This is a genomic window from Streptomyces sp. NPDC054849 (assembly GCF_053610945.1).
Genome location: NZ_JBSGZI010000075.1, coordinates 14,165 through 34,608 on the forward strand (window position 1 = coordinate 14,165; position 20,444 = coordinate 34,608).

18 protein-coding genes and 1 riboswitch are annotated in these 20,444 nt (G+C 71.9%); of the genes, 9 read left to right on the forward strand and 9 right to left on the reverse strand.

What is annotated here, in order from left to right:
* Positions 1-4 precede the first annotated feature (4 nt).
* From ACWGIF_RS26930 to ribD, 4 genes are read right to left on the reverse strand one after another with little or no spacing between them, the layout of a single operon-like run.
* Positions 5-1,294, reverse strand: a complete 1,290-nt coding sequence (locus tag ACWGIF_RS26930) for a bifunctional 3,4-dihydroxy-2-butanone-4-phosphate synthase/GTP cyclohydrolase II (protein ID WP_453501259.1) — start codon at positions 1,292-1,294, stop codon at positions 5-7.
* On the reverse strand, positions 1,291-1,947 hold the full coding sequence (locus tag ACWGIF_RS26935) for a nicotinamide mononucleotide transporter family protein (RefSeq protein WP_453501261.1): 657 nt from the start codon (positions 1,945-1,947) through the stop codon (positions 1,291-1,293). Before ACWGIF_RS26935 ends, ACWGIF_RS26930 begins: the two co-directional genes overlap by 4 nt.
* Positions 1,944-2,567: a riboflavin synthase gene (locus ACWGIF_RS26940; RefSeq protein ID WP_453501263.1), complete on the reverse strand. Its 624-nt coding sequence runs from the start codon at positions 2,565-2,567 to the stop codon at positions 1,944-1,946. The genes ACWGIF_RS26935 and ACWGIF_RS26940 overlap by 4 nt, the downstream gene beginning before the upstream one ends.
* Positions 2,568-3,644 carry a bifunctional diaminohydroxyphosphoribosylaminopyrimidine deaminase/5-amino-6-(5-phosphoribosylamino)uracil reductase RibD gene (gene ribD / locus ACWGIF_RS26945; RefSeq protein ID WP_453501294.1) on the reverse strand — a complete coding sequence of 359 codons (1,077 nt, stop codon included), beginning with the start codon at positions 3,642-3,644 and terminating at the stop codon, positions 2,568-2,570.
* Positions 3,645-3,860: 216 nt separating this feature from the next.
* A riboswitch (FMN riboswitch) is annotated at positions 3,861-3,991 on the reverse strand.
* 288 nt (positions 3,992-4,279) lie between these two features.
* Between ribD and ACWGIF_RS26950 the strand changes: the two genes are divergently transcribed.
* The 3 genes from ACWGIF_RS26950 (at position 4,280) to ACWGIF_RS26960 (ending at position 8,474) form a co-directional block, all read left to right on the forward strand.
* Positions 4,280-6,631: a chitinase C-terminal domain-containing protein gene (locus ACWGIF_RS26950; protein ID WP_453501265.1), complete on the forward strand. Its 2,352-nt coding sequence runs from the start codon at positions 4,280-4,282 to the stop codon at positions 6,629-6,631.
* Between the two features lie 135 nt (positions 6,632-6,766).
* Positions 6,767-7,666 (forward strand): RNA polymerase sigma-70 factor, encoded by a 900-nt coding sequence (locus ACWGIF_RS26955; RefSeq protein WP_453501267.1) that lies wholly within the window; start codon positions 6,767-6,769, stop codon positions 7,664-7,666.
* Positions 7,667-7,718: 52 nt separating this feature from the next.
* On the forward strand, positions 7,719-8,474 hold the full coding sequence (locus tag ACWGIF_RS26960; RefSeq protein WP_453501268.1) for an SDR family oxidoreductase: 756 nt from the start codon (positions 7,719-7,721) through the stop codon (positions 8,472-8,474).
* A 119-nt stretch (positions 8,475-8,593) separates the two neighbouring features.
* Here ACWGIF_RS26960 and ACWGIF_RS26965 read toward each other — a convergent pair whose 3' ends face one another.
* On the reverse strand, positions 8,594-9,745 hold the full coding sequence (locus ACWGIF_RS26965) for an ROK family transcriptional regulator (RefSeq protein WP_453501270.1): 1,152 nt from the start codon (positions 9,743-9,745) through the stop codon (positions 8,594-8,596).
* 55 nt (positions 9,746-9,800) lie between these two features.
* Here ACWGIF_RS26965 and ACWGIF_RS26970 point away from each other — a divergent pair, with 55 nt between their 5' ends.
* The 3 genes from ACWGIF_RS26970 (at position 9,801) to ACWGIF_RS26980 (ending at position 13,303) form a co-directional block, all read left to right on the forward strand.
* Positions 9,801-11,057, forward strand: a complete 1,257-nt coding sequence (locus ACWGIF_RS26970; protein ID WP_453501271.1) for an MFS transporter — start codon at positions 9,801-9,803, stop codon at positions 11,055-11,057.
* A 91-nt stretch (positions 11,058-11,148) separates the two neighbouring features.
* Positions 11,149-12,543, forward strand: a complete 1,395-nt coding sequence (locus ACWGIF_RS26975) for a uracil-xanthine permease family protein (protein ID WP_453501272.1) — start codon at positions 11,149-11,151, stop codon at positions 12,541-12,543.
* Between the two features lie 76 nt (positions 12,544-12,619).
* Positions 12,620-13,303, forward strand: a complete 684-nt coding sequence (locus tag ACWGIF_RS26980) for a DUF5995 family protein (RefSeq protein ID WP_453501273.1) — start codon at positions 12,620-12,622, stop codon at positions 13,301-13,303.
* A gap of 243 nt (positions 13,304-13,546) precedes the next feature.
* Here the strand turns inward: ACWGIF_RS26980 and ACWGIF_RS26985 are convergent, their stop codons facing one another.
* On the reverse strand, positions 13,547-15,244 hold the full coding sequence (locus tag ACWGIF_RS26985) for a flavin monoamine oxidase family protein (protein ID WP_453501275.1): 1,698 nt from the start codon (positions 15,242-15,244) through the stop codon (positions 13,547-13,549).
* A 40-nt stretch (positions 15,245-15,284) separates the two neighbouring features.
* Complete coding sequence (locus ACWGIF_RS26990; protein ID WP_453501277.1) at positions 15,285-16,085, reverse strand: carbon-nitrogen hydrolase family protein; 801 nt, start codon at positions 16,083-16,085, stop codon at positions 15,285-15,287.
* Between the two features lie 475 nt (positions 16,086-16,560).
* On the opposite strand from ACWGIF_RS26990, the gene ACWGIF_RS26995 reads away from it, so the two are divergent.
* Positions 16,561-17,277: a GNAT family N-acetyltransferase gene (locus ACWGIF_RS26995; RefSeq protein WP_453501278.1), complete on the forward strand. Its 717-nt coding sequence runs from the start codon at positions 16,561-16,563 to the stop codon at positions 17,275-17,277.
* Between the two features lie 80 nt (positions 17,278-17,357).
* A complete protein-coding gene (locus tag ACWGIF_RS27000; RefSeq protein WP_453501279.1) occupies positions 17,358-17,657 on the forward strand; it encodes a WhiB family transcriptional regulator in 300 nt (99 codons plus the stop codon).
* Between the two features lie 82 nt (positions 17,658-17,739).
* On the opposite strand, the gene ACWGIF_RS27005 is transcribed toward ACWGIF_RS27000, so the two are convergent.
* Positions 17,740-18,195, reverse strand: a complete 456-nt coding sequence (locus ACWGIF_RS27005; protein WP_007262967.1) for an Lrp/AsnC family transcriptional regulator — start codon at positions 18,193-18,195, stop codon at positions 17,740-17,742.
* 16 nt (positions 18,196-18,211) lie between these two features.
* Entirely contained in the window at positions 18,212-19,696 is a 1,485-nt protein-coding gene (locus tag ACWGIF_RS27010; RefSeq protein ID WP_453501280.1) for an amino acid permease, read from the reverse strand.
* 392 nt (positions 19,697-20,088) lie between these two features.
* Between ACWGIF_RS27010 and ACWGIF_RS27015 the strand changes: the two genes are divergently transcribed.
* Entirely contained in the window at positions 20,089-20,382 is a 294-nt protein-coding gene (locus tag ACWGIF_RS27015; RefSeq protein ID WP_453501282.1) for an SDR family oxidoreductase, read from the forward strand.
* Positions 20,383-20,444: the final 62 nt, after the last annotated feature.

Sequence of the window (20,444 nt, forward strand, 5' to 3'; positions counted from 1 at the left end):
GTTCTTACTGGTTGCCGCAGGCGGACGTGGTCACGGCCTCGTCCAGCCAGGGCAGGTCGTGGCCCATCCGGTCCCGCTTGGTGCGCAGGTACCGCAGATTGTGCTCGCCCGCCTCCAGCGGCATCGACTCCCGGCTGTTGACCGTGATGCCGTAGCGGACGAGGGCGGCGGACTTCTCGGGGTTGTTCGTCAGCAGCCGGACCGTGCGCACGCCGAGGTCGGCGAGGATCTGCGCGCCGGCCGCGTAGTCACGGGCGTCGGCCGGCAGGCCCAGCTCCAGGTTGGCGTCGAGGGTGTCGCGGCCGCGCTCCTGGAGCTCGTACGCGCGCAGCTTGGACAGCAGTCCGATGCCGCGGCCCTCGTGGCCGCGCAGGTAGACGACGACCCCGCGGCCCTCGGTCTTGATCCGCTCCATCGAGGCGTGCAGCTGGGGGCCGCAGTCGCAGCGCTGGGAGGCGAAGATGTCGCCGGTCAGGCACTCGGAGTGCATGCGGACCAGGATGTCGGCGCCGTCGCCGATCTCGCCGTGGACGAGGGCGACGTGCTCGACCCCGTCGACGGTGGAGCGGAAGCCGTAGGCGGTGAAGTCGCCGAAGGCGGTCGGCAGGCTGACCTCGGCCTCGCGGCGCACGGTGGGCTCGGCGGAGCGGCGGTAGGCGATCAAGTCCTCGATCGAGATGATCGTCAGGCCGTGCTTGCGGGCGAAGGGGATCAGCTCGGGCAGGCGCAGCATCACGCCGTCCTCGCCGGCGATCTCCACGATGGCGCCGGCCGGGCGCAGGCCCGCGAGGCGGGCGAGGTCGACCGCGGCCTCGGTGTGGCCGTTGCGGACCAGGACGCCGCCGGGCTTGGCGCGCAGCGGGAAGATGTGGCCGGGGCGGACGAAGTCGCCGGGCTGGGAGACCCCGTCGGCGAGCATCCGCAGGGTGGTGGCACGGTCGGCGGCCGAGATGCCGGTGGAGACGCCGTGGGCGGCGCTCGCGTCGACGGAGACGGTGAAGGCGGTCTTCATCGACTCGGTGTTGTTCTGGACCATCTGCGGGAGTTCGAGCCGCTCCAGCTCCGGGCCCTCCAGGGGGGCGCAGATCAGGCCACGGCACTCGCTCATCATGAAGGCGACGATCTCGGGGGTGGCCTTCTCGGCGGCGATGACGAGGTCGCCCTCGTTCTCGCGGTCCTCGTCGTCGACCACGACGACGGGCCGGCCCGCCGCGATGTCGCGGATGGCCTGCTCGACGGGATCGAGGCGGAAGGTCTCTTCGGGGATGTCGGGCACGGGCTTGAGGCTGGTCATGCCGTTGCTCCTTCCAGGGCCGGGGCGGGGATGGTGGTGCGCGAGCGCTGGTACCAGTCGTAGGCGCCCCACAGCACGAGGGCGAAGTAGACGACGTAGACGAGGCCGGAGAAGGCCAGGCCGTTGTTGAAGGCGAGGGGGACGCCGACCAGGTCGACGAGGAGCCAGGCGAACCAGAACTCGACCAGGCCGCGGGCCTGGGCGATCATCGCGACGATGGTGCCGACGAAGATGTAGGCGTCGGCCCACGGGCTCCAGGACAGGTCCGGGTAGAGCGTGAACAGACCGCCGACGGCGAGGGTGCCCGCCACCGCTCCGGCGAGCAGCAGTCCGCGCTCCTTCCAGCTCGCGGTGCGCACGGCGATGGAGCCGTCCTGGGCCTGCTGCCGGCCGAGCTGCCAGGCGCGCCAGCCCCACACGGCCACGCCGATCACCAGGAGCTGCTTGCCGGCGCCGCCGGCGAGGTGGGCGGAGGCGTAGGCGGCGATGAGGATCAGGCCGGAGAGCAGCTGGGCGGGCCAGGTCCAGAGGGAGCGGCGCCAGCCGAGGGCGAGTGCGGCCAGGCCCATCAGGTTGCCGATCATGTCGGACCAGATGACCTTCTGGCCGAAGACGGTGAAGGCCTCCGCGTTGAGCCAGGACAGGGCGGTCACCGGTCGTCTCCCGTCGCGTGCAGCGGGTCCACGCCGGCGGCGAGCAGGCGCTCGACGTACTTCGCGAGGACGTCGACCTCCAGGTTGACCGGGTCGCCGGGCTGCTTGATGCCGAGCGTGGTCAGCGCGAGGGTGGTGGGGATGAGGCTGATGGTGAACCAGTCGGCCGCGGCCTCGACCACGGTCAGGCTGACGCCGTCGACCGTGATGGAGCCCTTCTCGACCACGTACCGGGAGAGGTGCTGCGGGAGGGCGACCTTGACGATCTCCCAGTGCTCCGAGGGGGTCCGGGAGAGGATCTCGCCGGTGCCGTCCACGTGCCCCTGGACCAGGTGGCCGCCGAGCCGTCCGCCGAGGGCCATCGGACGCTCCAGATTGACCCGGGAACCCTCGGTCAGGGCGCCGAGGCCGGAGCGGTTCAGGGTCTCCTGCATGACGTCCGCGGTGAACTCGCCCTCGGCGGTCTCCACGACGGTCAGGCAGACGCCGTTGACCGCGATGGAGTCGCCGTGCTTGGCGCCCTCCGTGACCAGGGGGCCGCGCAGCCGGAAGCGGGAGGCTTCCCGGAGCTGCTCGACGGCGGTGACCTCGCCCAGTTCTTCGACGATTCCGGTGAACACTCAGTGCTCCTTGGTGGCGGTGGGGGTGGCGATGGCGGGGACTGCGGTGATGCGGAGATCGGGGCCGATGCGGACGGCCTCGGTGAGGTCGAGGCGCAGCGCGGCGGAGATGTTCGTGATGCCGGCGTCGGCGAGTGCCGCGGGGCCCGCGCCGAGCAGGGCCGGGGCGATGTAGCCGATGACGCGGTCGACGGCTCCGGCCTCGAGGAAGGCCCCCGCCAGGGCGGGTCCGCCTTCCAGCAGGACGGAGCGCACGCCGCGGGCGTACAGGCGGGCGAGCAGGTCGTGCACGCCGATGCGGCCGTCGTGCAGGGGCAGCCGGAGCAGCTCCACGCCGGGCAGGTGCCGGGTGTCGGCGTCCTCGCCCACGACGAGCAGCGTGGGCGCGGCGTCGTCGAGGACGCGGGCCGCCGGCCGGACCTGCGCGCGGGCGTCGAGGGCGATCCGCAGCGGCTGGGTCGCGCCCTCGACGCCGCGCACGGCGAGGTGCGGGTCGTCGGCGTGCAGGGTGCCGGAGCCGACGAGGACGGCGTCGGCCTCGGCGCGCAGCCGGTGGACGTCGGCGCGGGACTCGGCGGAGCTGATCCAGCGGCTGCTGCCGTCCGCGGCGGCGCTGCGTCCGTCGAGGGTGGCGGCGTACTTCCAGGTGACGTACGGGCGCCCGAGCCGTACGGAGGTCAGCCAGGCGGCGTTGCCCGCCTCGGCCTCGTCCGCGAGGAGTCCGGCCGTGGTCTCGATCCCGGCCGCGCGCAGGGTGGCCGCGCCTCCGCTCGCCTGCTGGTTCGGATCGGAGACGGCGTAGACCACGCGGGTGATCCCGGCGTCGATCAGGGCCTGTGCGCAGGGCCCCGTACGACCGGTGTGGTTGCACGGTTCGAGGGTGACGTAGGCGGTGGCGCCGGGGGCGGCTTCGCCTGCCGCGCGCAGGGCGTGGACCTCGGCGTGCGGGCCGCCGGCCCGCTCGTGCCAGCCCTCGCCGACGACCGTGCCCGAGGCGTCGGCGATGACGCATCCGACGACCGGATTGGGGCTGGTGGAGCCGAGTCCGCGGGCGGCGAGCGCGATGGCTCGGCGCATGGCGCGGACGTCCGCGTCGGGTGCTGCGTGCGCGACGTGTGTCGCCACCGGGTCCTCCTGCCTCATCGGGCACGGACTCCGGGGCCTGTCGGGATACGACAGATGAAGCGGTCCAGCACACACGGGGACGCCGAGGCCGAAAAAACGGTCCGATCAGACATATCCACAGGGATATGCCGATGAACCGCCGACGGCGGCGTACCGGTGACTGGCCCGCCGCGCACTGCCTCCCATCCGGACTTTAACCGTCGGTCCAGGAATCTCACCTGGTCAACCGGCCGCTGGCTGCGGACGGGTCGCGGACTATAACCGCCGGTTCGGAATTACACCGACCCCGGAGTGCGCTGCTTACTGGTACTGAAGCCAGTCTGCCACGGGCGATCCGGGGCCATGCGGGTGATGTGGTGTGGTCTGGCTCACAGCACGGGTGGACGGATCCGGGATTTGTCAAGTGGGCCGGGGATTGGTCCAGACCTATTGACGCGCTGGTCTAGTCCTCTTAACGTTCCCCTCATCTTCCCGGGAACAGCCCGTCAGATGTGCGCACGTCACGGGCCAACAAGCTGATGCACCAGTCCTGTTGCTTCATGTCGTGTCCAGTTGTGTCCTGCATCCTCCCCTCCCCAGGAGGCACAATGCTGTCCCCCACACGTACGAGAGCGATGCTCCTGGCATCCGGCGCCGCAATCGCCGGACTGTTGGTGGGCGGGCTCTCGGCGGGCGTTTCCCACGCGGCCGACAACGAGAGCTGTCGCCCCGACGGGCTGTACAAGACGGCCGGCGTCGACGTGCCGTACTGCTCGGTCTACGACACCGAAGGCCGCGAGAAGATGGGCGCCGACCACCAGCGCCGCGTCATCGGATACTTCACCGGCTGGCGCACCGGCAAGAACGGCGAGCCGGCCTACCTCGCCCACGACATCCCGTGGTCCAAGGTCACCCACCTGAACTACGCCTTCGCCCATGTGGGCGCCGACCACAAGATCTCGGTCGGCGCGGACCACACGAACAACGCCGCCACCGGGATGACGTGGCCCGGCGTCGCGGGCGCCGAGATGGACCCGGCCCTCCCCTACAAGGGCCACTTCAACCAGCTGACGAAGTTCAAGAAGCAGTACCCGGACGTCAAGACGCTGATCTCGGTCGGCGGCTGGGCGGAGACCGGCGGGTACTTCGGGGCCGACGGCAACCGCGTCGCGTCCGGAGGCTTCTACTCGATGGCCACGAACGCCGACGGCTCGGTCAACCAGGCCGGCATCGACACCTTCGCCGACTCCTCGGTCGAGTTCATCCGCACGTACGGGTTCAACGGCGTCGACATCGACTACGAGTACCCGACCACCATGAAGGATGCGGGCAACCCGCTGGACTGGCAGCTGTCCAACGCCCGCCGCGCCGGCCTGGTGCAGGGCTACGCGGCCCTGATGAAGTCCCTGCGCGAGAAGCTCGACCGCGCGGGCGCCGCGGACGGCAAGCACTACCTGCTCTCCGTCGCCGCCCCCTCCTCCGGCTACCTGCTGCGGGGCATGGAGACGTTCCAAGTCCAGAAGTACCTGGACTACGTCAACATCATGTCCTACGACCTGCACGGCGCCTGGAACGAGTACGTCGGCCCCAACGCCTCGCTCTTCGACGACGGCAAGGACGGCGAACTGGCCGCCGCGGGCGTCTACTCCACCTCCCAGTACGGCGGCATCGGCTACCTCAACACCGACTGGGCGTACCACTACTTCCGCGGCTCGATGCCCGGGGGCCGCATCAACATCGGCCTGCCCTACTACACCCGCGGCTTCAAGAACGTGCAGGGCGGCACCGACGGGCTGTGGGGCAAGGCCCCCGCGACCACCTGCCCGGCCGGCGCGGGCCTGACCAAGTGCGGCGACGGCGCGGTCGGCATCGACAACCTGTGGCACGACAAGGACACCAACGGAGCCGAGTCCCCGGCGGGCTCCAACCCGATGTGGCACGCCAAGAACCTGGAGAAGGGGGTCGTCGGCGACTACGTCACCGCGTACGGCTTCCCGGCGACCACCACGCTGACCGGCACCTACGTCCGCAAGTACGACTCCACCCTGGTGGCGCCGTGGCTGTGGAACGCGCAGAAGAAGGTCTTCCTCTCGACCGAGGACGAACAGTCGGTGGGCGCCAAGGCCGACTACGTGGTGAACAAGGGCATCGGCGGCACGATGGTGTGGGAGCTCGCGGGCGACTACTCGTACAACGCGGCCAAGGGCCAGTACGAGATGGGCGACACGCTCACCGACACGATGTACCAGAAGTTCAAGTCGGCCCCTCCGTACGGCGCGAAGAAGGCCGGCACGGCGCTGCCCACCCAGGCCGTCGACGTCAAGACGGAGTTCACCGAATTCAAGCTGGGCGACTCCAACTACCCCCTCACCCCGAAGCTCAAGATCACCAACAACACGAGGACGACGCTGCCCGGCGGCACCGAGTTCCAGTTCGACTACGGGACCTCCGCCCCGGACAACGCCTCCGACCAGTCGGGTTTCGGCACGAAGGTGATCAGCAGCGGACACACCGGCAACAACGTCGGCGGCCTGAAGGGCGACTTCCAGCGGGTCTCCCTGAAGCTCCCGGCCTGGCAGACGCTGGCTCCGGGCGCCTCGGTCGACCTGGCGTTCAACTACTACCTGCCGGTCTCCACGCCCTCGAACTGGACGGTGAACATTTCCGGCACGACCTACGCCCTCGCCGGGGACCTGGCGCGCGGCAGGACGGTGACGGAGCCGGGCGGCACCCAGCCCCCGACCACCCCGCCGACCACTCCTCCGACCACGCCGCCCACCACCCCTCCCCCGACGGGCGGGACCTGCACGAGCCCGGCGTACGCGGCGGGCACGATCTACAACACCGGCAACGTCGTCTCCCACAAGGGCCGCACCTGGAAGGCCCAGTGGTGGACGCAGAACGAGGAGCCCGGCACCACCGGTGAATGGGGTGTCTGGAGGGACCAGGGCGCCTGCTGACCCGCCCCCCTGGCTCCGGATCCGTGATCCCTGAGCCGTGAGCGGCTGTGCAGTGAGCGGCTGTGCAGTGCGAAAGGCGTGAGGACCCGGTGGCCCGGCGGCCACCGGGTCCTCGCACGTGCTTAGGCTTGCCGGGTGAGCACCCATGTCACCGCACCCGACGCGGACTTCGAGGAACACCGGCCCCGGATGTTCGGCATCGCCTACCGCATGCTCGGCTCCGCCGCGGAGGCGGAGGACGCCGTGCAGGACGCGTACCTGCGTTGGGCGGCGGCGGACCGCGAGGGCATCGAGCACCCGGGGGCCTGGCTCGCCAAGGTCGTCACGAACCTGTGCCTGAACAGCCTCACCTCGGCGCGGGCCCGCCGCGAGGCGTACGTCGGCCCCTGGCTCCCGGAACCCGTCCTCACCGGGGACGGGACCCTCGGCCCGCTGGAGTCGGCGGAGCAGCGGGACGGCGTGTCCATGGCCCTGCTGGTGCTGCTGGAGCAGCTCACACCGGTCGAGCGGGCGGTGTACGTCCTGCGCGAGGCCTTCGCCTACAGCCACCGGGAGATCGCCGGCCTCCTCGACCTCACCGAGGCCAACTGCCGTCAGCTCTACCGGCGCGCGGCGGGCCGTGTGGCCGCGGACCGGGCCGCCGCGCCGGAGCGGCGCTTCGAGCCGGACCCCGAGCGGTGGCAGAGCCTGGTGGAGACCTTCCTGACCGCGGCGCGCAACGGGGACCTGGCCCGGCTGGAGGGCCTGCTCACGGCCGACGTGCGGTACGTGTCCGACGGCGGCGGCGTGGTCGGTGCGGCGCTGCGGCCGATCCTCGGGCGGGACAAGGTGGCCCGGTTCTCGATCGGCGTGCTGGAGAAGTTCGCGTCGGGCCTGCCGGTCGCCGTCGCGGAGGTCAACGGATCGCCCGCCCTGCTCTTCGGCGAGGTGGCGGTACTCGTGGTGGAATTCGAGAATGGCCTGGTCAGCGGCATCAGCACGGTGGTCAACCCGGAGAAGCTGGAATTCCTCCGGCGGCAGCTGTCACATTCCTGAGGGCTGTCCGGTCTCTGCTGCCGAAGAGACGTTCCCAGCGAAGGGCGGCACCATGACCACCATCCTCGTCACCGGAGGCACCGGAACCCTCGGCAGGCTGCTCGTCGGCCGGCTGCGGGAGGCGGACCACGAGGTCCGCGTACTGAGCCGGCGCTCCCCCGATCACCCGGTCGACCTGCGCGACGGGCGCGGGCTGGACGCGGCGATGGCGGGCGTGGAGGTGGTCGTGCACTGTGCGAGCAACACGCGCAGTGCGGGCAAGGGCGACGACGTGGCCGCCGGTCACCTGATCGCGGCGGCCCGGCGGGCGGGAACCGTCACGAACGTCGTCTACATCTCGATCGTCGGCGTGGACGTGGTCCCGCTCGGCTACTACAAGAGGAAGCTGGCGGTGGAGCGGCTGCTGGAGGAGTCCGGGCTGGGCGTGACGATCCTGCGCACGACGCAGTTCCACGACCTCGTGGCGATGGTGACGGACGTGGCGGCGAAGGTGCCGGTCGTGCCGGTGCCCATGCCGAGCGGGGTACGGGTGCAGCCCATCGCCGTCGGGGAGGTCGCGGACCGGCTGGCGGAACTGGCGGTCCCGGCGCCGTCGGGCCGCGTCCCGGACATGGGCGGGCCGGAGATCCGCACCCTGCAGGAATGGGCCCACGCCTACCTGTCGGCGACGGGCCGCAGCCGCCGGGTGTTCCCCCTCCCCCTGGCGGGCAAGGCATACGCGGGCTTCAAGCGGGGCGGAAACCTGACGCCGTCCCACGCGGTGGGCCGGGTGACCTTCGCGGAATTCCTGGCGGCGCGGGGGCGGTAGGAGAGGACGGCCGCCGCGGCGGCCGGCGCCCGCACCCCGCACACATCCCCGGCCGGGCCGCTGGGGCGAGTCACCGGGATCCTGCCGCCCCACGCTGCCCCGCAGACCCGAAGACCCTCCTACCCGCCGAACAGCACCTTCTGGGCCGCCTCCCGCGCTGCCAGTTTCGCGCCCGCCAGGACCGCCGGGTCCCCCAGGGTCGTGGCGCGGATCTCCGTGGGGACCGGGATCAGTTTCGCCAGGCGGTGGGCGACCCGGGCCGCCAGGGCGGGGCCGCCCGCGCGGCCGAGTTCGCCCGCCAGGACCACGCAGCCCGGGTCCAGGATCGCCGCGGCCGCCGCCGCGCCCAGGGCGAGGCGCTCGGCCAGGGCTTCGAGGAACGCCTCGCCCGCGGCGCCGGCGACGGCCTCCTCCGCCAGGCCCGGGAAGCCGTGTTCGCGCGCCAGCGCGGTCACGGCTTCCCGGCCGACGAGGGCGTGGAATCCGCCCGAGCAGTCGGCGGCGGAGGGCAGGCCCTCCGTGCCGGGGACCGGGAGGAAGCCGATCTCGCCCGCCCCGCCGGAGGCGCCCCGGCGCAGCCGTCCGTCCAGGACCACGGCCGCGCCCACGCCCGCGCCGAGCCACAGCAGGACGAAGGAGTCCAGGTCGCGGGCCACGCCCAGGCGCTGCTCGGCCAGGGCGGCCAGGTTGGTCTCGTTCTCGACGACCACGCGGGAGGGCAGGGTCCGCTGCAGGGCGCTCACCAGGTCCCGGTGCCAGGCCGGCAGGCCGGTGGTGTCGCGGAGTTCTCCGGTGGCGGGGGCGACGAGGCCCGGGGCGCCTACGACGACGGTGTGCAGTGCGGCGGCTCCGGCCTCGCGGGCGGTGCGCAGCAGGGCCGCCACAGCGTCCTCGGGCGCGCCGACGGGCAGGGCGGCTTCGGCCAGGGGGTGGCCGAGCAGGTCGGTGACGACGGCGGTGACCCGGTCCGTGCGCACGTCGAGGGCGGCCAGGTGGGCACGGCGGGCGACGATCCCGTACAGCTTGGCGTTGGGGCCGCGCCGCTGTGCGCCGGACTCCCCGACGACCTCGATCAGCCCAACCCCGGTGAGCCGTTCGACGAGGTCGGCGACCGAGGGGCGGGAGAGCCCCGTCAGCGTCTTGAGCTGGGTGGCCGTCAGGGGGCCGGACTCCTGCAGGAGTTGCAGGGCGAGGCGGTCGTTGATGGCCCGGGCCGTGCTGGGCGAGGCGGGGGACGGCACCGGGGTGAGGGCAGGAGTCACGGCGCCCATCCTAGGGAGTCGAGGCCGTTAACTATCAGGCAGGGTCCCTGATAGTTTATTTCCCATGACCGGGGACACCGCTCTCAGCCCGGCGCGCCTGCGCCACGCCCGTTTCGCCATCGCCGCCGTCTTCTGCACCCACGGCGCCGTCACCGGCTCCTTCGCCACCCGCATCCCCTGGATCCAGGAAAACGCCCGGCTCGACGCCGGCGCCCTGGGTCTCGCCCTCGCCTTCCCCGCCCTGGGCGCCGCGCTCGCGATGCCGCTGGCCGGGCGGATCAACCACCGGTTCGGCGCCCGCGCGGCACTGCGGGCACTGCTGGCGTTGTGGTCCCTCTCCCTGATCCTGCCGAGCCTCGCCCCGAACCTGCCCGCCCTCTGCTTCGCGCTCTTCGTCTACGGAGCCACCTCCGGCATGTCGGACGTGGCGATGAACGCGCTGGGCGTGGAGACCGAGAACCGGCTGCGCCGCTCGATCATGTCCTCGCTGCACGGCATGTGGAGCGTGGGCGCCCTGCTCGGCTCGGCCGCCGGCATGGTCGCCGCGCACACCGGGGCCGACGCACGGCTGCACCACCTGATCGCCGCGCTCGTCCTGACCGCGGCCGGGCTGGTCGCCGTACAGGGAGTGCTGGACGTGAGGAGCGAGCAGGGGTCGCAGGCGCCGCCGCACTTCGCGCTGCCTCCGAAGTCCGCGCTGCTCATCGGGGCCATCGGGTTCTGCGCGGTCTTCGCCGAGGGCGCGAGCCTGGACTGGTCGGCGGTCTACCTGCGGGACGTGCTGCACACGGACGCCGGCCTGGCGGCCGCCTCCACCACCGCCTTCGCGCTCACCATGGCCGTCACGCGGCTCGTCGGCGACCGGGTGGTGGACCGGTTCGGGGCGGTGCGCACGGTCCGCGTGGGCGGTGTACTGGCCACCGCGGGCGGGCTGCTGGTGGTCACGGTCCGGCATCCGGCCGGGGCGCTCGCCGGCTTCGGGCTGATCGGGCTGGGCATCGCGGTGGTGGTCCCCCTGGCCTTCGCGGCCGCGGCGCGCACCGGACCGGCCCCGGCGCAGGCCATCGCCGGTGTCGCGACGATCACGTACACCTCGGGCCTGATCGCGCCGTCGGCGATCGGGGCGGTGGCCGACGCGACCTCACTCGTGGTGTCGTTCGCACTGGTCACCCTGCTGGCCTTCGCGCTGGTCGCGGGTGCTTCGGTACTGCGCCGGCGCCCGCCGGTGGGGCAGGCTGGGTGCGGGAGCGCCGAAACGGCCGGGAAGGCCGGTCCGGGTGGTCCGGTCGACCGGGACGAACCTGTCGATACCCGGCCGTAACACGCCGACCGGCCGCAGTGGCACCCCGTGCGCTGCGGCCCCGGTGTGTGATCGGCCGGAGCTGTGATCATCCCTAGATGAGGAGTGGACCATGGGCTTCGGCGTGGGCTGGACCCTGCACGGAGACGGGCGGACTCCCGCTCCCGGCGCGGTGGTGCGGCCGCAGGAGCGGCTCTCGTGGCCGCGGACCGCCGGGCTGGGCGCCCAGCACGTCGTGGCCATGTTCGGCGCGAGTTTCGTCGCGCCGGTGCTGATGGGCCTGGACCCGAACCTGGCCATCATGATGTCGGGCGTCGCGACGGTGATCTTCCTCCTCGCGACGCGCGGCCGGGTCCCGTCCTACCTGGGCTGCTCGCTGTCCTTCGTCGGAGTCGCGGCCGCTATCCGGGCCTCGGGAGGGGACAGTGCGGTCGTCACCGGCGCGGTCTTCGTCGTCGGCGTGGCGCTGTTCCTGTCCGGCCTCGCGATCCAGCGCTTCGGCGCCCGCATCATCCACGCGGCGATGCCGCCGGTGGTCACGGGCGCGGTGGTGATGCTGATCGGCTTCAACCTGGCTCCGGTGACGGCTTCGACGTACTGGCCGCAGGACCAGTGGACGGCGCTGCTGACCATGCTGTTCACCGGGCTGGCCGTGGTCTGCCTGCGCGGCTTCTGGTCACGGATCGCGATCTTCCTCGGACTGGTCTTCGGATACGCGCTGTCCGGGATCCTCGACGCGGTCCTCGGCAAGATCCACTCACCGGCGGGCGGTCCGGAGGCCGTGGACCACTGGCGCCTGAACCTCTCCGGCGTCGGCAAGGCCGACTGGATCGGTCTGCCGTCCTTCCACGCGCCGCACTTCGAGTGGTCGGCGATCCTGATCGCCCTTCCCGTGGTGATCGCGCTGATCGCCGAGAACGCCGGGCACATCAAGGCCGTCGGCGAGATGACCGGCGATCCCCTCGACGACAAGCTGGGCACGGCCATCGCGGCGGACGGCGCCGCGTCCATGCTGTCCACGGCGGTCGGCGGCCCGCCCAACACCACGTACTCCGAGAACATCGGCGTCATGGCGGCCACCCGGGTCTACTCCACGGCGGCGTACTGGGCGGCGGCGGGCTTCGCGCTGCTCTTCGGGCTGTGCCCCAAGTTCGGCGCGGTCGTCGCCGCGATCCCCGGCGGGGTGCTCGGCGGCATCACCGTCATCCTCTACGGGATGATCGGCCTGCTCGGCGCCCAGATCTGGATCACGGGCCGGGTGGACCTGCGCAATCCGCTCAACCTGGTGCCTGCCGCGGCGGGCATCATCATCGGCGTCGGCGGCGTCACGCTGCACATCACCGACACCTTCGAGCTGGGCGGCATCGCGCTGGGCACGATCGTGGTGATCACGGGGTACCACACGCTGCGATACTTCGCCCCCGTGCACCTGAAGCGGCAGGAGCCGCTGCTCGACTCGGGCACGTCCGCCTACGACGACACGGACCCGCAGGACAAGCGTCGTTGACGGGGTTTCGCCCGAATCGGCGAAGCGTACGGCCAAGTTCCCCGGATCCGCGCCGGCGCCTGCGACTCTGCCTCCCATGGAAGCGGTGCTGGCGCGGATGCGCGCCCTGGACGAGCGGCTCCCGCCGCAGGACGGTGTCGCCGTCTTCAACCGGGTCTACCTGACCGTGACGGAGACCCTGCACCGGCGGATCGAGTGCGGGGGGTTCCCGGCGCCGCGCCGGGCGCAGACCCTCAGCGTTCGGTTCGCGGAGCGGTATTTGACGGCCGTGGAGGCGGACAGGGCTCCCGCTTGCTGGCGGCCGCTGTTCCAGTACCGCCGCCACCCGGGGGTACGCCCGCTCCAGCACGCGCTGGCCGGGATCAACGCGCACATCGGCCACGACCTGGCAGTGGCGGTGGTGTCCACCTGCCGCGCCCTGGACTGCGCGCCGTCCGCCCTCGAAGCCGACTTCGACCGGATCGGCGACACCCTGGTCTCGCTGGAGGAGCGCATCCGGGAGGACCTGATGCCGGGCCCGGACCTTCTGGAGGTCGCCGACCCGCTGACCCATCTGGTCGGCTCGTGGAGCCTGGAGCGCGCCCGCGCGGGCGCCTGGGCTTCGGCCCGCCTGCTGTGGACCCTGCGCCGCTCCCCCGAACTGGCCGAGGACTTCCGGCAATCCCTCGACGCGGGCGTCGGCCTGGTCGGCCGCTGCCTCCTGACCCCGGTCCGAGCAGCATCGGACCGCAGCCGCCCGGCCCTGCTCAGCCGCCTCTGACCTGGAAACGTCGCGCCGCGCGGGTATCGCTCCGCGAAGGGCCCACCGACGCGGTGGTCCGCCGGGCCCGCGGTACGGACGGAGGTCGTCCGGTCCCCACCGTGCCCGAGCCGGCCCCGGGCATCGTGGCCGCCCGGACGGAGCCGTGGCGGCCGGTGTGGCGTCGGCGGGGATGAGGACGGGCCGCCGTCCCGCGTGCTGACGGCGCGGGGCGGCGGCCCGTGATCATGGGACCGGGAGGGGTCAGTCCTCCGGGAGTTCGACCGGGGCGATCTCGTCGTAGAGGTCGCCCGGGCCCGGGTTGGTGGCGTCCGTGGAGCCGCCGAGGTGGTGCATGACGCCCCAGACGGCGTTGAGGGCGGTCTGGACCGCGCCCTCGGCCCAGCCGGCCGTCCAGGAGATGTCGTCGCCCGCGAGGAAGATGCCGCGCTTGTCCTCGGGGAGGCGGTCCTGCATGAAGTGGGTGAACAGGCGGCGCTGGTAGCGGTAGTGGCCCGGGAGGTTGGCCTTGAACGCGCCCATGAAGTAGGGCTCGTTCTCCCAGGACACGGTGACGGGGTTGCCGATGACGTGCCGGCGGATGTCGACCTTCGGGTAGATCTCGCCGAGGGACTTCAGCATGACCTCCATCCGCTCGTTCGCGGACAGCGGCAGCCACTTCAGGCTGTCGTCGCACCAGGTGTACGAAAGGCAGATGACGGCGGGCTTGTCCGGGCCGTTGTCCAGCAGGTACGTGCCGCGGGTCATGCGGTCCGTGAGGGTCATCGACATGACGTCGCGGCCCGTCTCCTCGTCCTTGTCCAGCCAGAACGGCCGGTCGACGGGGACGAAGAGCTTCGAGCTCTCCATGTAGTGGGTGCGCTCGATCGCCGTCCAGTGGTCGATCGGGAAGAGCGTGTCGTCGCACTCGATCTTCGACAGCAGCATCCACGACTGTGCCGTGAAGATCGCGGCGCGGTACGTGCGGATGTCGCCGGAGGAGTCGGTGACCGTGATGCGGTTGCCCGCGGTGCGGTGCAGCCGGGTCACCGCCGGGCGCGGGGTGCCGTCGTGCAGGGAGGACAGCGAGGTGCCCTGCGCCCAGTGGACGATCTTCTCGGGCTCGCGCTCCCACAGGCGCAGCGGGAGCTGCTGCGAGCCGCCCACGATCCCGCGGTGGTGGTCGTCGGCCTCGGTGTAGACGACGCGCAGGATCTCCAGGATGGAGTTCGGGAAGTCGGTGTCCCAGCCGCCCGTGCCGAAGCCGACCTGGCCGAAGATCTCGCGCTTGCGGAAGGACTGGAAGGCCTCCGACTTGCACAGGAACCCGTAGAAGGTCTCGTCGTCGAGCTTCTCGACGAGCTTGGCCCAGATCTCGCGGATGCGCGGGACGTCCCGCTCGCGCATCGCGGTGTTCATGTCGGAGAAGTCGGCGCCCTCGTCGAGGCAGGCGTTCCACGCGGCGGCGACGTCGCGGTAGACCTGCGGGAGGTCGGCGATGGTCTCGGCGTAGTGCGTCTCGCCCTTGAGGTCCACGACCGTCGAGGGGGTGGCCTCGGCGAGCGGGTTCGGGAAGGGCTCGGTGACCAGGCCGACGAGGTCGATGTAGTGCTGCAGGGCCGTGGAGGACGGCGGGAAGCGCATGGCGCCCATCTCCGCGGTCAGCTCCTCGGTGCCCGCGCCCTCGAAGCCGACGGTGCGCAGCCGGCCGCCGATCTGGTCGGCCTCGTAGACGACGGGCTTGAGGCCCATCTTCATCAGCTCGTACGCCGAGATGATGCCGGACAGCCCGCCGCCGATGACGGCGACCTCGGTGCCGAGTTCCGTCGCCGGTATCTGGCCGAGGCCTGCGGGGTGGGCGAGGAAGTCGTCGTACGCGTACGGGAAGTCCGGGCCGAACATGGTGATCGGCGGCTGTCCGTCGCTGTGCGGGACGGCGGTGGTGGGCACCGTGGACGTCATGGGGGTACGTCTCCTTGCGGCAGAGCTGGGGGAAGAGGTCTTAGACGAGGGAGGCGTAGAGCCCGGGGCGGCGGTCGCGCAGGTACGGATTGTTCTCGCGCGAAGCCGCCAGCAGCTCGGGGTCGGCCTCGCCGAACACCAGCTCCTCGCCGCGGCCGGCCCGGGTCCGGGTGGCCCCGTCGGGGCTCGCAAGGCAGCTGAGTCCGACGAACTCGAACTCGCCTTCCGGGCCGGTGCGGTTGACGTACGCGATGTACATCTGGTTCTCGAAGGCCCGTACGGGGACGAGCTGTTCGGCGACGAACTGGAACGGGTGCATCTGCGCGGTCGGCACCAGGAGGAGGTCGGTGCCGGCCAGCGCGTGCGCCCGGACGTTCTCGGGGAACTCCACGTCGTAGCAGATCATGATGCCGATGCGGAGGCCGCCGAGGTCCGCCTGGACGACGGGGGTGTCGCCGGGGGTGAAGGCGTCCTGTTCGAAGCAGCCGAAGAGGTGGGTCTTGCGATAGTTCGCGAGAGCCTCCCCGTCGGGGCCGATGAGCTGCGCCGCGTTGAACACGGCGTCGCCCGCCCGCTCCGGGTAGCCGTACAGGACGGCGACGCCGTGGCGGCGGGAGATCTCGCCGATGGCCCGGGCGGAGGGGCCGTCGGCCGGTTCGGCGAGAGCGGGGATGTCCTGGAGGTCCAGTGCGTAGCCCGTCAGGAACATCTCCGAGGTCACGAGCAGCCCGGCCCCGCTCTGTGCGGCGCGCGCCGCCGCCTCGTCGAGCGCCTTGAGGTTCTCGGCGGTGTCGCCGAGCACTCCGGAGCTCTGGAGGAGGGCGGTGCGCAGCGGGGGCATGGGCTACCTCTGTGACAGGAGTGGTGGGGTCTTAAAGACGGTACGTTCGGGCGTTCGACCGGGACAAGCCGTGACCGTTGCGCTCCGCGCATCGATTCATTGCGTGTTCCACGAGGCGGACGGCGATTCGTTGCGCGAGGTCCCCTAAGGCCCCCCGGAGACCCGGCGGCGACCCCTGCGGACCCCGTGTCGGCTCCCTGCCACGCGCCCGCGCGAAGGCCGTGCCGGCCCCCGCGCGAAGGCCGGCACGGAGGGCGGCCGGGCGCACGGGGTTACGGGGCGCCGGGGAGGCCGGGCGCCGGGGAGGCCGGGCGCCGGTCGCCGTCCTGCCCCCGGCGGCACGCCCCGCGCTGGTTAGGCTTCCCGCGGCGGGCCCTGCCCCTCGTGGTGTCCCCCGCAGTCTCGTGGCGGTGCCCGAGGCCGTCAACAAGGCGGCCCCGGCCGAGCGCCGCCCCACGGAAGGAGTCCCGCACCCATGTCCCCCGAGACCGGCACCCTGTCCGGCAGCGACGTACTCGACAATCCGGTCTGGGCGGCGCTGACCGGAGCGCACCGCGGCTTCGCCGAATTCGGGCCCGCGGGTCTGGCGGCCCGCTACACGGCAGACGCGAGCCCCTTCGCGGCGCCGGCCGATCCGCAGGACCCCCGGGCGTGGGCGGACCTCGCCGCACTGGCAGGGCCCGACGAGGAGGTCTGGGTGACCGGCCTGGTGACCCCGCCGCCGGGCTGGGCCACGGCGGTGACCGTGCCGGGCGTGCAGCTGGACGGCCGGGCGGTACGGGCCGAGGCCGCGCCGGAGGCGGCCCCACTGGGCCGCGACGACGTGCCGGAGATGCTGGAGCTGGTGGGGCTGACCAGGCCGGGCCCGTTCCTGGACCGGACGGTCGAGCTGGGCACGTACCTCGGGATCCGGCACGGGGGCCGGCTCGTCGCGATGGCCGGGGAGCGGATGCGGCCGGCCGGCTGGTCGGAGATCAGCGCGGTGTGCACCCACCCGGACCACCGTGGCCGGGGCCTGGCCGGCCGGCTGATACGGGCGGTCGCGGCGTCGGTCCGCGAGCGCGGGGACATCCCGTTCCTGCACGCGGCGGCGGAGAACACCGACGCCGTCCGGCTCTACGAGTCGATGGGCTTCACGCTGCGCCGCCGGCCGTTCTTCCTGGGGCTCCGGACGCCGCCCGCGGGGGCCTGATCCGCAGGCCGTCGGCCACGACGGGGTTTCGCGGGGCGTCCAGCGGTCAGACGCGGGACAACCCACGGAAAGGAACTGTCATGACCGACGTCTCACGCCTGCCCGGCTCGGCGCACCACTTCTGGCAGTGGCAGTCCCGGGCTGCCTGCCGCGACCTGGGCTCGGGCCGGTTCTTCCATCCCGCCGGTGAGCGTGGCGAGGACCGGGAGGAGCGGGACGCCGCCGCGAAGCGGGTGTGCGCGGGCTGCCCGGTCCGCAGGGCCTGCCTGGACCATGCGCTGCGCACCCGCGAGCCGTTCGGCGTCTGGGGCGGTCTGACGGAGGAGGAACGCCACGCGCTCCTCGTCCCGGCGCAGCTCGCGGCCCGGACCGCGGGTTGAGCCCGCCGTCCCCGCCGTGGGGGCCGGGCCCACGGCCCCTGCGGCCGCCGGCCGGCCTGCTCCGACGGACCCGGCGGGGCGGTCAGGCCGGGGCGCCCGAGGTGAAGCGGCGGAGGAGGGGGGAGAGGACGAGCACCGACTTGGTGCGTTCCACGAAGGGCTCGCCCGCGATCCGCTCCAGGACCCGCTCGAAGTGCCGCATGTCGGAGGCGAAGACCTGGACGAGGGCGTCCGCGTCGCCGGTGACGGTCGACGCGGACACCACCTCGGGGTAGCGCTCCAGTCCTCGCCGGATGTCGTCCGGCGAGGTGTTGTGGCGGCAGTAGATCTCGATGAAGCCCTCGGTCTCCCAGCCCATGGCCGCGGGGTCCACGCGGACGGTGAAGCCGGTGATGGCGCCTTCGGCGCGCAGCCGGTCCACGCGCCTCTTCACGGCGGGGGCGGAGAGCCCGACCTCGGAGCCGATGTCCGCATAGGAGCGGCGGGCGTCCTCGGCGAGGGCGTGCACGATGCGTTCGTCGAGATCGTTCAGTCGCACGGGGGGTGAATCACTTCTATTCAGCGACCTCCGCGGCCGAGGCGGCCACGGCGGCCACAGTGGCCAGGCTGGAGCGGCGCATGCCGTAGAAGAAGTAGATCACGAGCCCGACGGCCATCCAGCCACCGAAGACCAGCCAGGTGATTCCGGGGAGCTCCGTCATCAGGTACCCGCACAGGAGGAAGCCCACGATCGGGGTGACCGGGAAGAGGGCGACCTTGAAGGTGCGGTTCATGTCGGGGCGGGTGTAGCGCAGGATGACGACGGCCACGTTGACCAGGCCGAAGGCGAAGAGCGTGCCGATGCTGGTGGCGTTGGCCAGTTCGCCCAGCGGGATGAACGCGGCGAGCAGACCGCAGAAGAGGCAGACGATGATCGTGTTGACCTTCGGCGTGCCGGTCTTCGCGTCGACCTTGGCGAAGGCCTTGGGCATCAGGCCGTCGCGGGCCATCGCGAACAGGATGCGGGTCTGGCCGTAGAGCACGGCGAAGACGACGCTGGCGATGGCGACGACCGCGCCGGCGGCCAGGATGACGCTCCAGAAGGCGTGCCCGGTGACGTTCTCCATGATCTGGGCGAGCGCGGCCTCGCTGCCCTCGAAGTCCTGCCACGGCATGGCGCCGACGGCGACCAGGGCGACCAGGCAGTACAGGGCGGTGACGATCAGCAGCGAGAGCATGATCGCGCGGGGCAGGTCCTTCTTCGGGTTCTTGGCTTCCTCACCGGCGGTGGAGGCCGCGTCGAAGCCGATGTACGAGAAGAAGAGCAGGGAGGCCGCGGTGCTGATGGCGGTGACGCCGAGCGGGGCCAGCGGGGTGTAGTTGCCGGCCTTGATGCCCATGAAGCCGATGACGATGAAGAGCACCAGCGTGACGATCTTGACGCCGACCATGATCGAGTTGATCCGGGCGCTCTCCTTGGCCCCGCGCAGCAGGAAGACCATGCAGAGCAGGACGACGACCAGGGCGGGCAGGTTGATGTAGCCGCCCTCGCCCAGCGGGGCGGAGAAGCCCTCGGGGATGGTGAAGCCGAGCGTGCCGTCGAGCAGCTCGTTGAGGTACTGGCCCCAGCCGACGGCGACGGCCGCGACCGAGACTCCGTACTCCAGGACCAGGCACCAGCCGCAGATCCAGGCTATGAGCTCGCCCATGGTGGCGTAGGCGTACGAGTACGAGGAGCCCGCGACGGGGATGGAGCCCGCCAGCTCGGCGTAGGACAGCGCGGAGAACAGCGCGGTCAGGCCGGCGACGATGAACGCGATGAAGACGGCCGGGCCCGCGATCGGGGTGGCCTCGCCGAGGACGACGAAGATGCCGGTGCCCAGGGTCGCGCCGATGCTGATCATGGTCAGCTGCCACATGGTGAGCGAGCGCTTCAGTGCGCCGCCCTCACCCTGGCCGCCTTCGGCTACCAGCTGCTCGACCGGCTTGCGACGGAGCAGCGGGTGGGCGGGCCTGCGGGACTCGGAGGCGAGCGGTGGCGCCTGGCCGTGGTCGAGCACGAGTGGGACTCCTTGTCACTGCGGATCGGGGAGGTCGGGGATGAGGCGTCGACCGCGACGGTCCGAGCAGGACAGGGCCCGACGAGGGAAGGGCCTGAGCAGAGGACCGCCGAGCAGGCGATCCGCGCCACTCCACGTACAGCGAGTGAGCCTACGAGCTGATTGATACCGCCCGTAATGCACCATCCTTGCACATTGCCGCACGATCGTTGCGCGGATCTGTCACGGATGGTCCTTTGTTGCGTGCGGATGATCGATCGCTGCGCAGCCGCCGAAAACCGTCGTTCTTGACACTTCGTCAGATCTGCCCCAGCGTGCCGTCATGGATGCGGACGTGCTCCACGGGATCGACGGGCCGAGGCCCCGGCCCGGGCCCCGTCGGCACGGCCGGGATGGCATTGGTGCGCTTCGCGGCGGTGGAACGGGGCCCGCGCGGGGTACGGGTGAACGCGGTGGCACCGGGGGTGGTCCGGACGGACCCCGCGGGCCGACGGCCTGCTGGGCACCGGCGGGCGGGGGCGCACCGCGGAGAACGCGCGACCGGGGGTAGCCGAGACCGCGGTCGTCGCGGGCGCCCTGTACTTCCCGGCCTCGCCGCTGTCCTCGTACAGAACGGGGCAGATGCTCGTGGTGGACGGCGGGGTCGGCGTGAACCCCGTGTTTCGACGATCGGAGGCGAAGAGTGAGACAACCGGGATCGGCGGGACCGGCGGGACCGCCGGATCCTGAGGAGCGGGGGCCGTGGCAG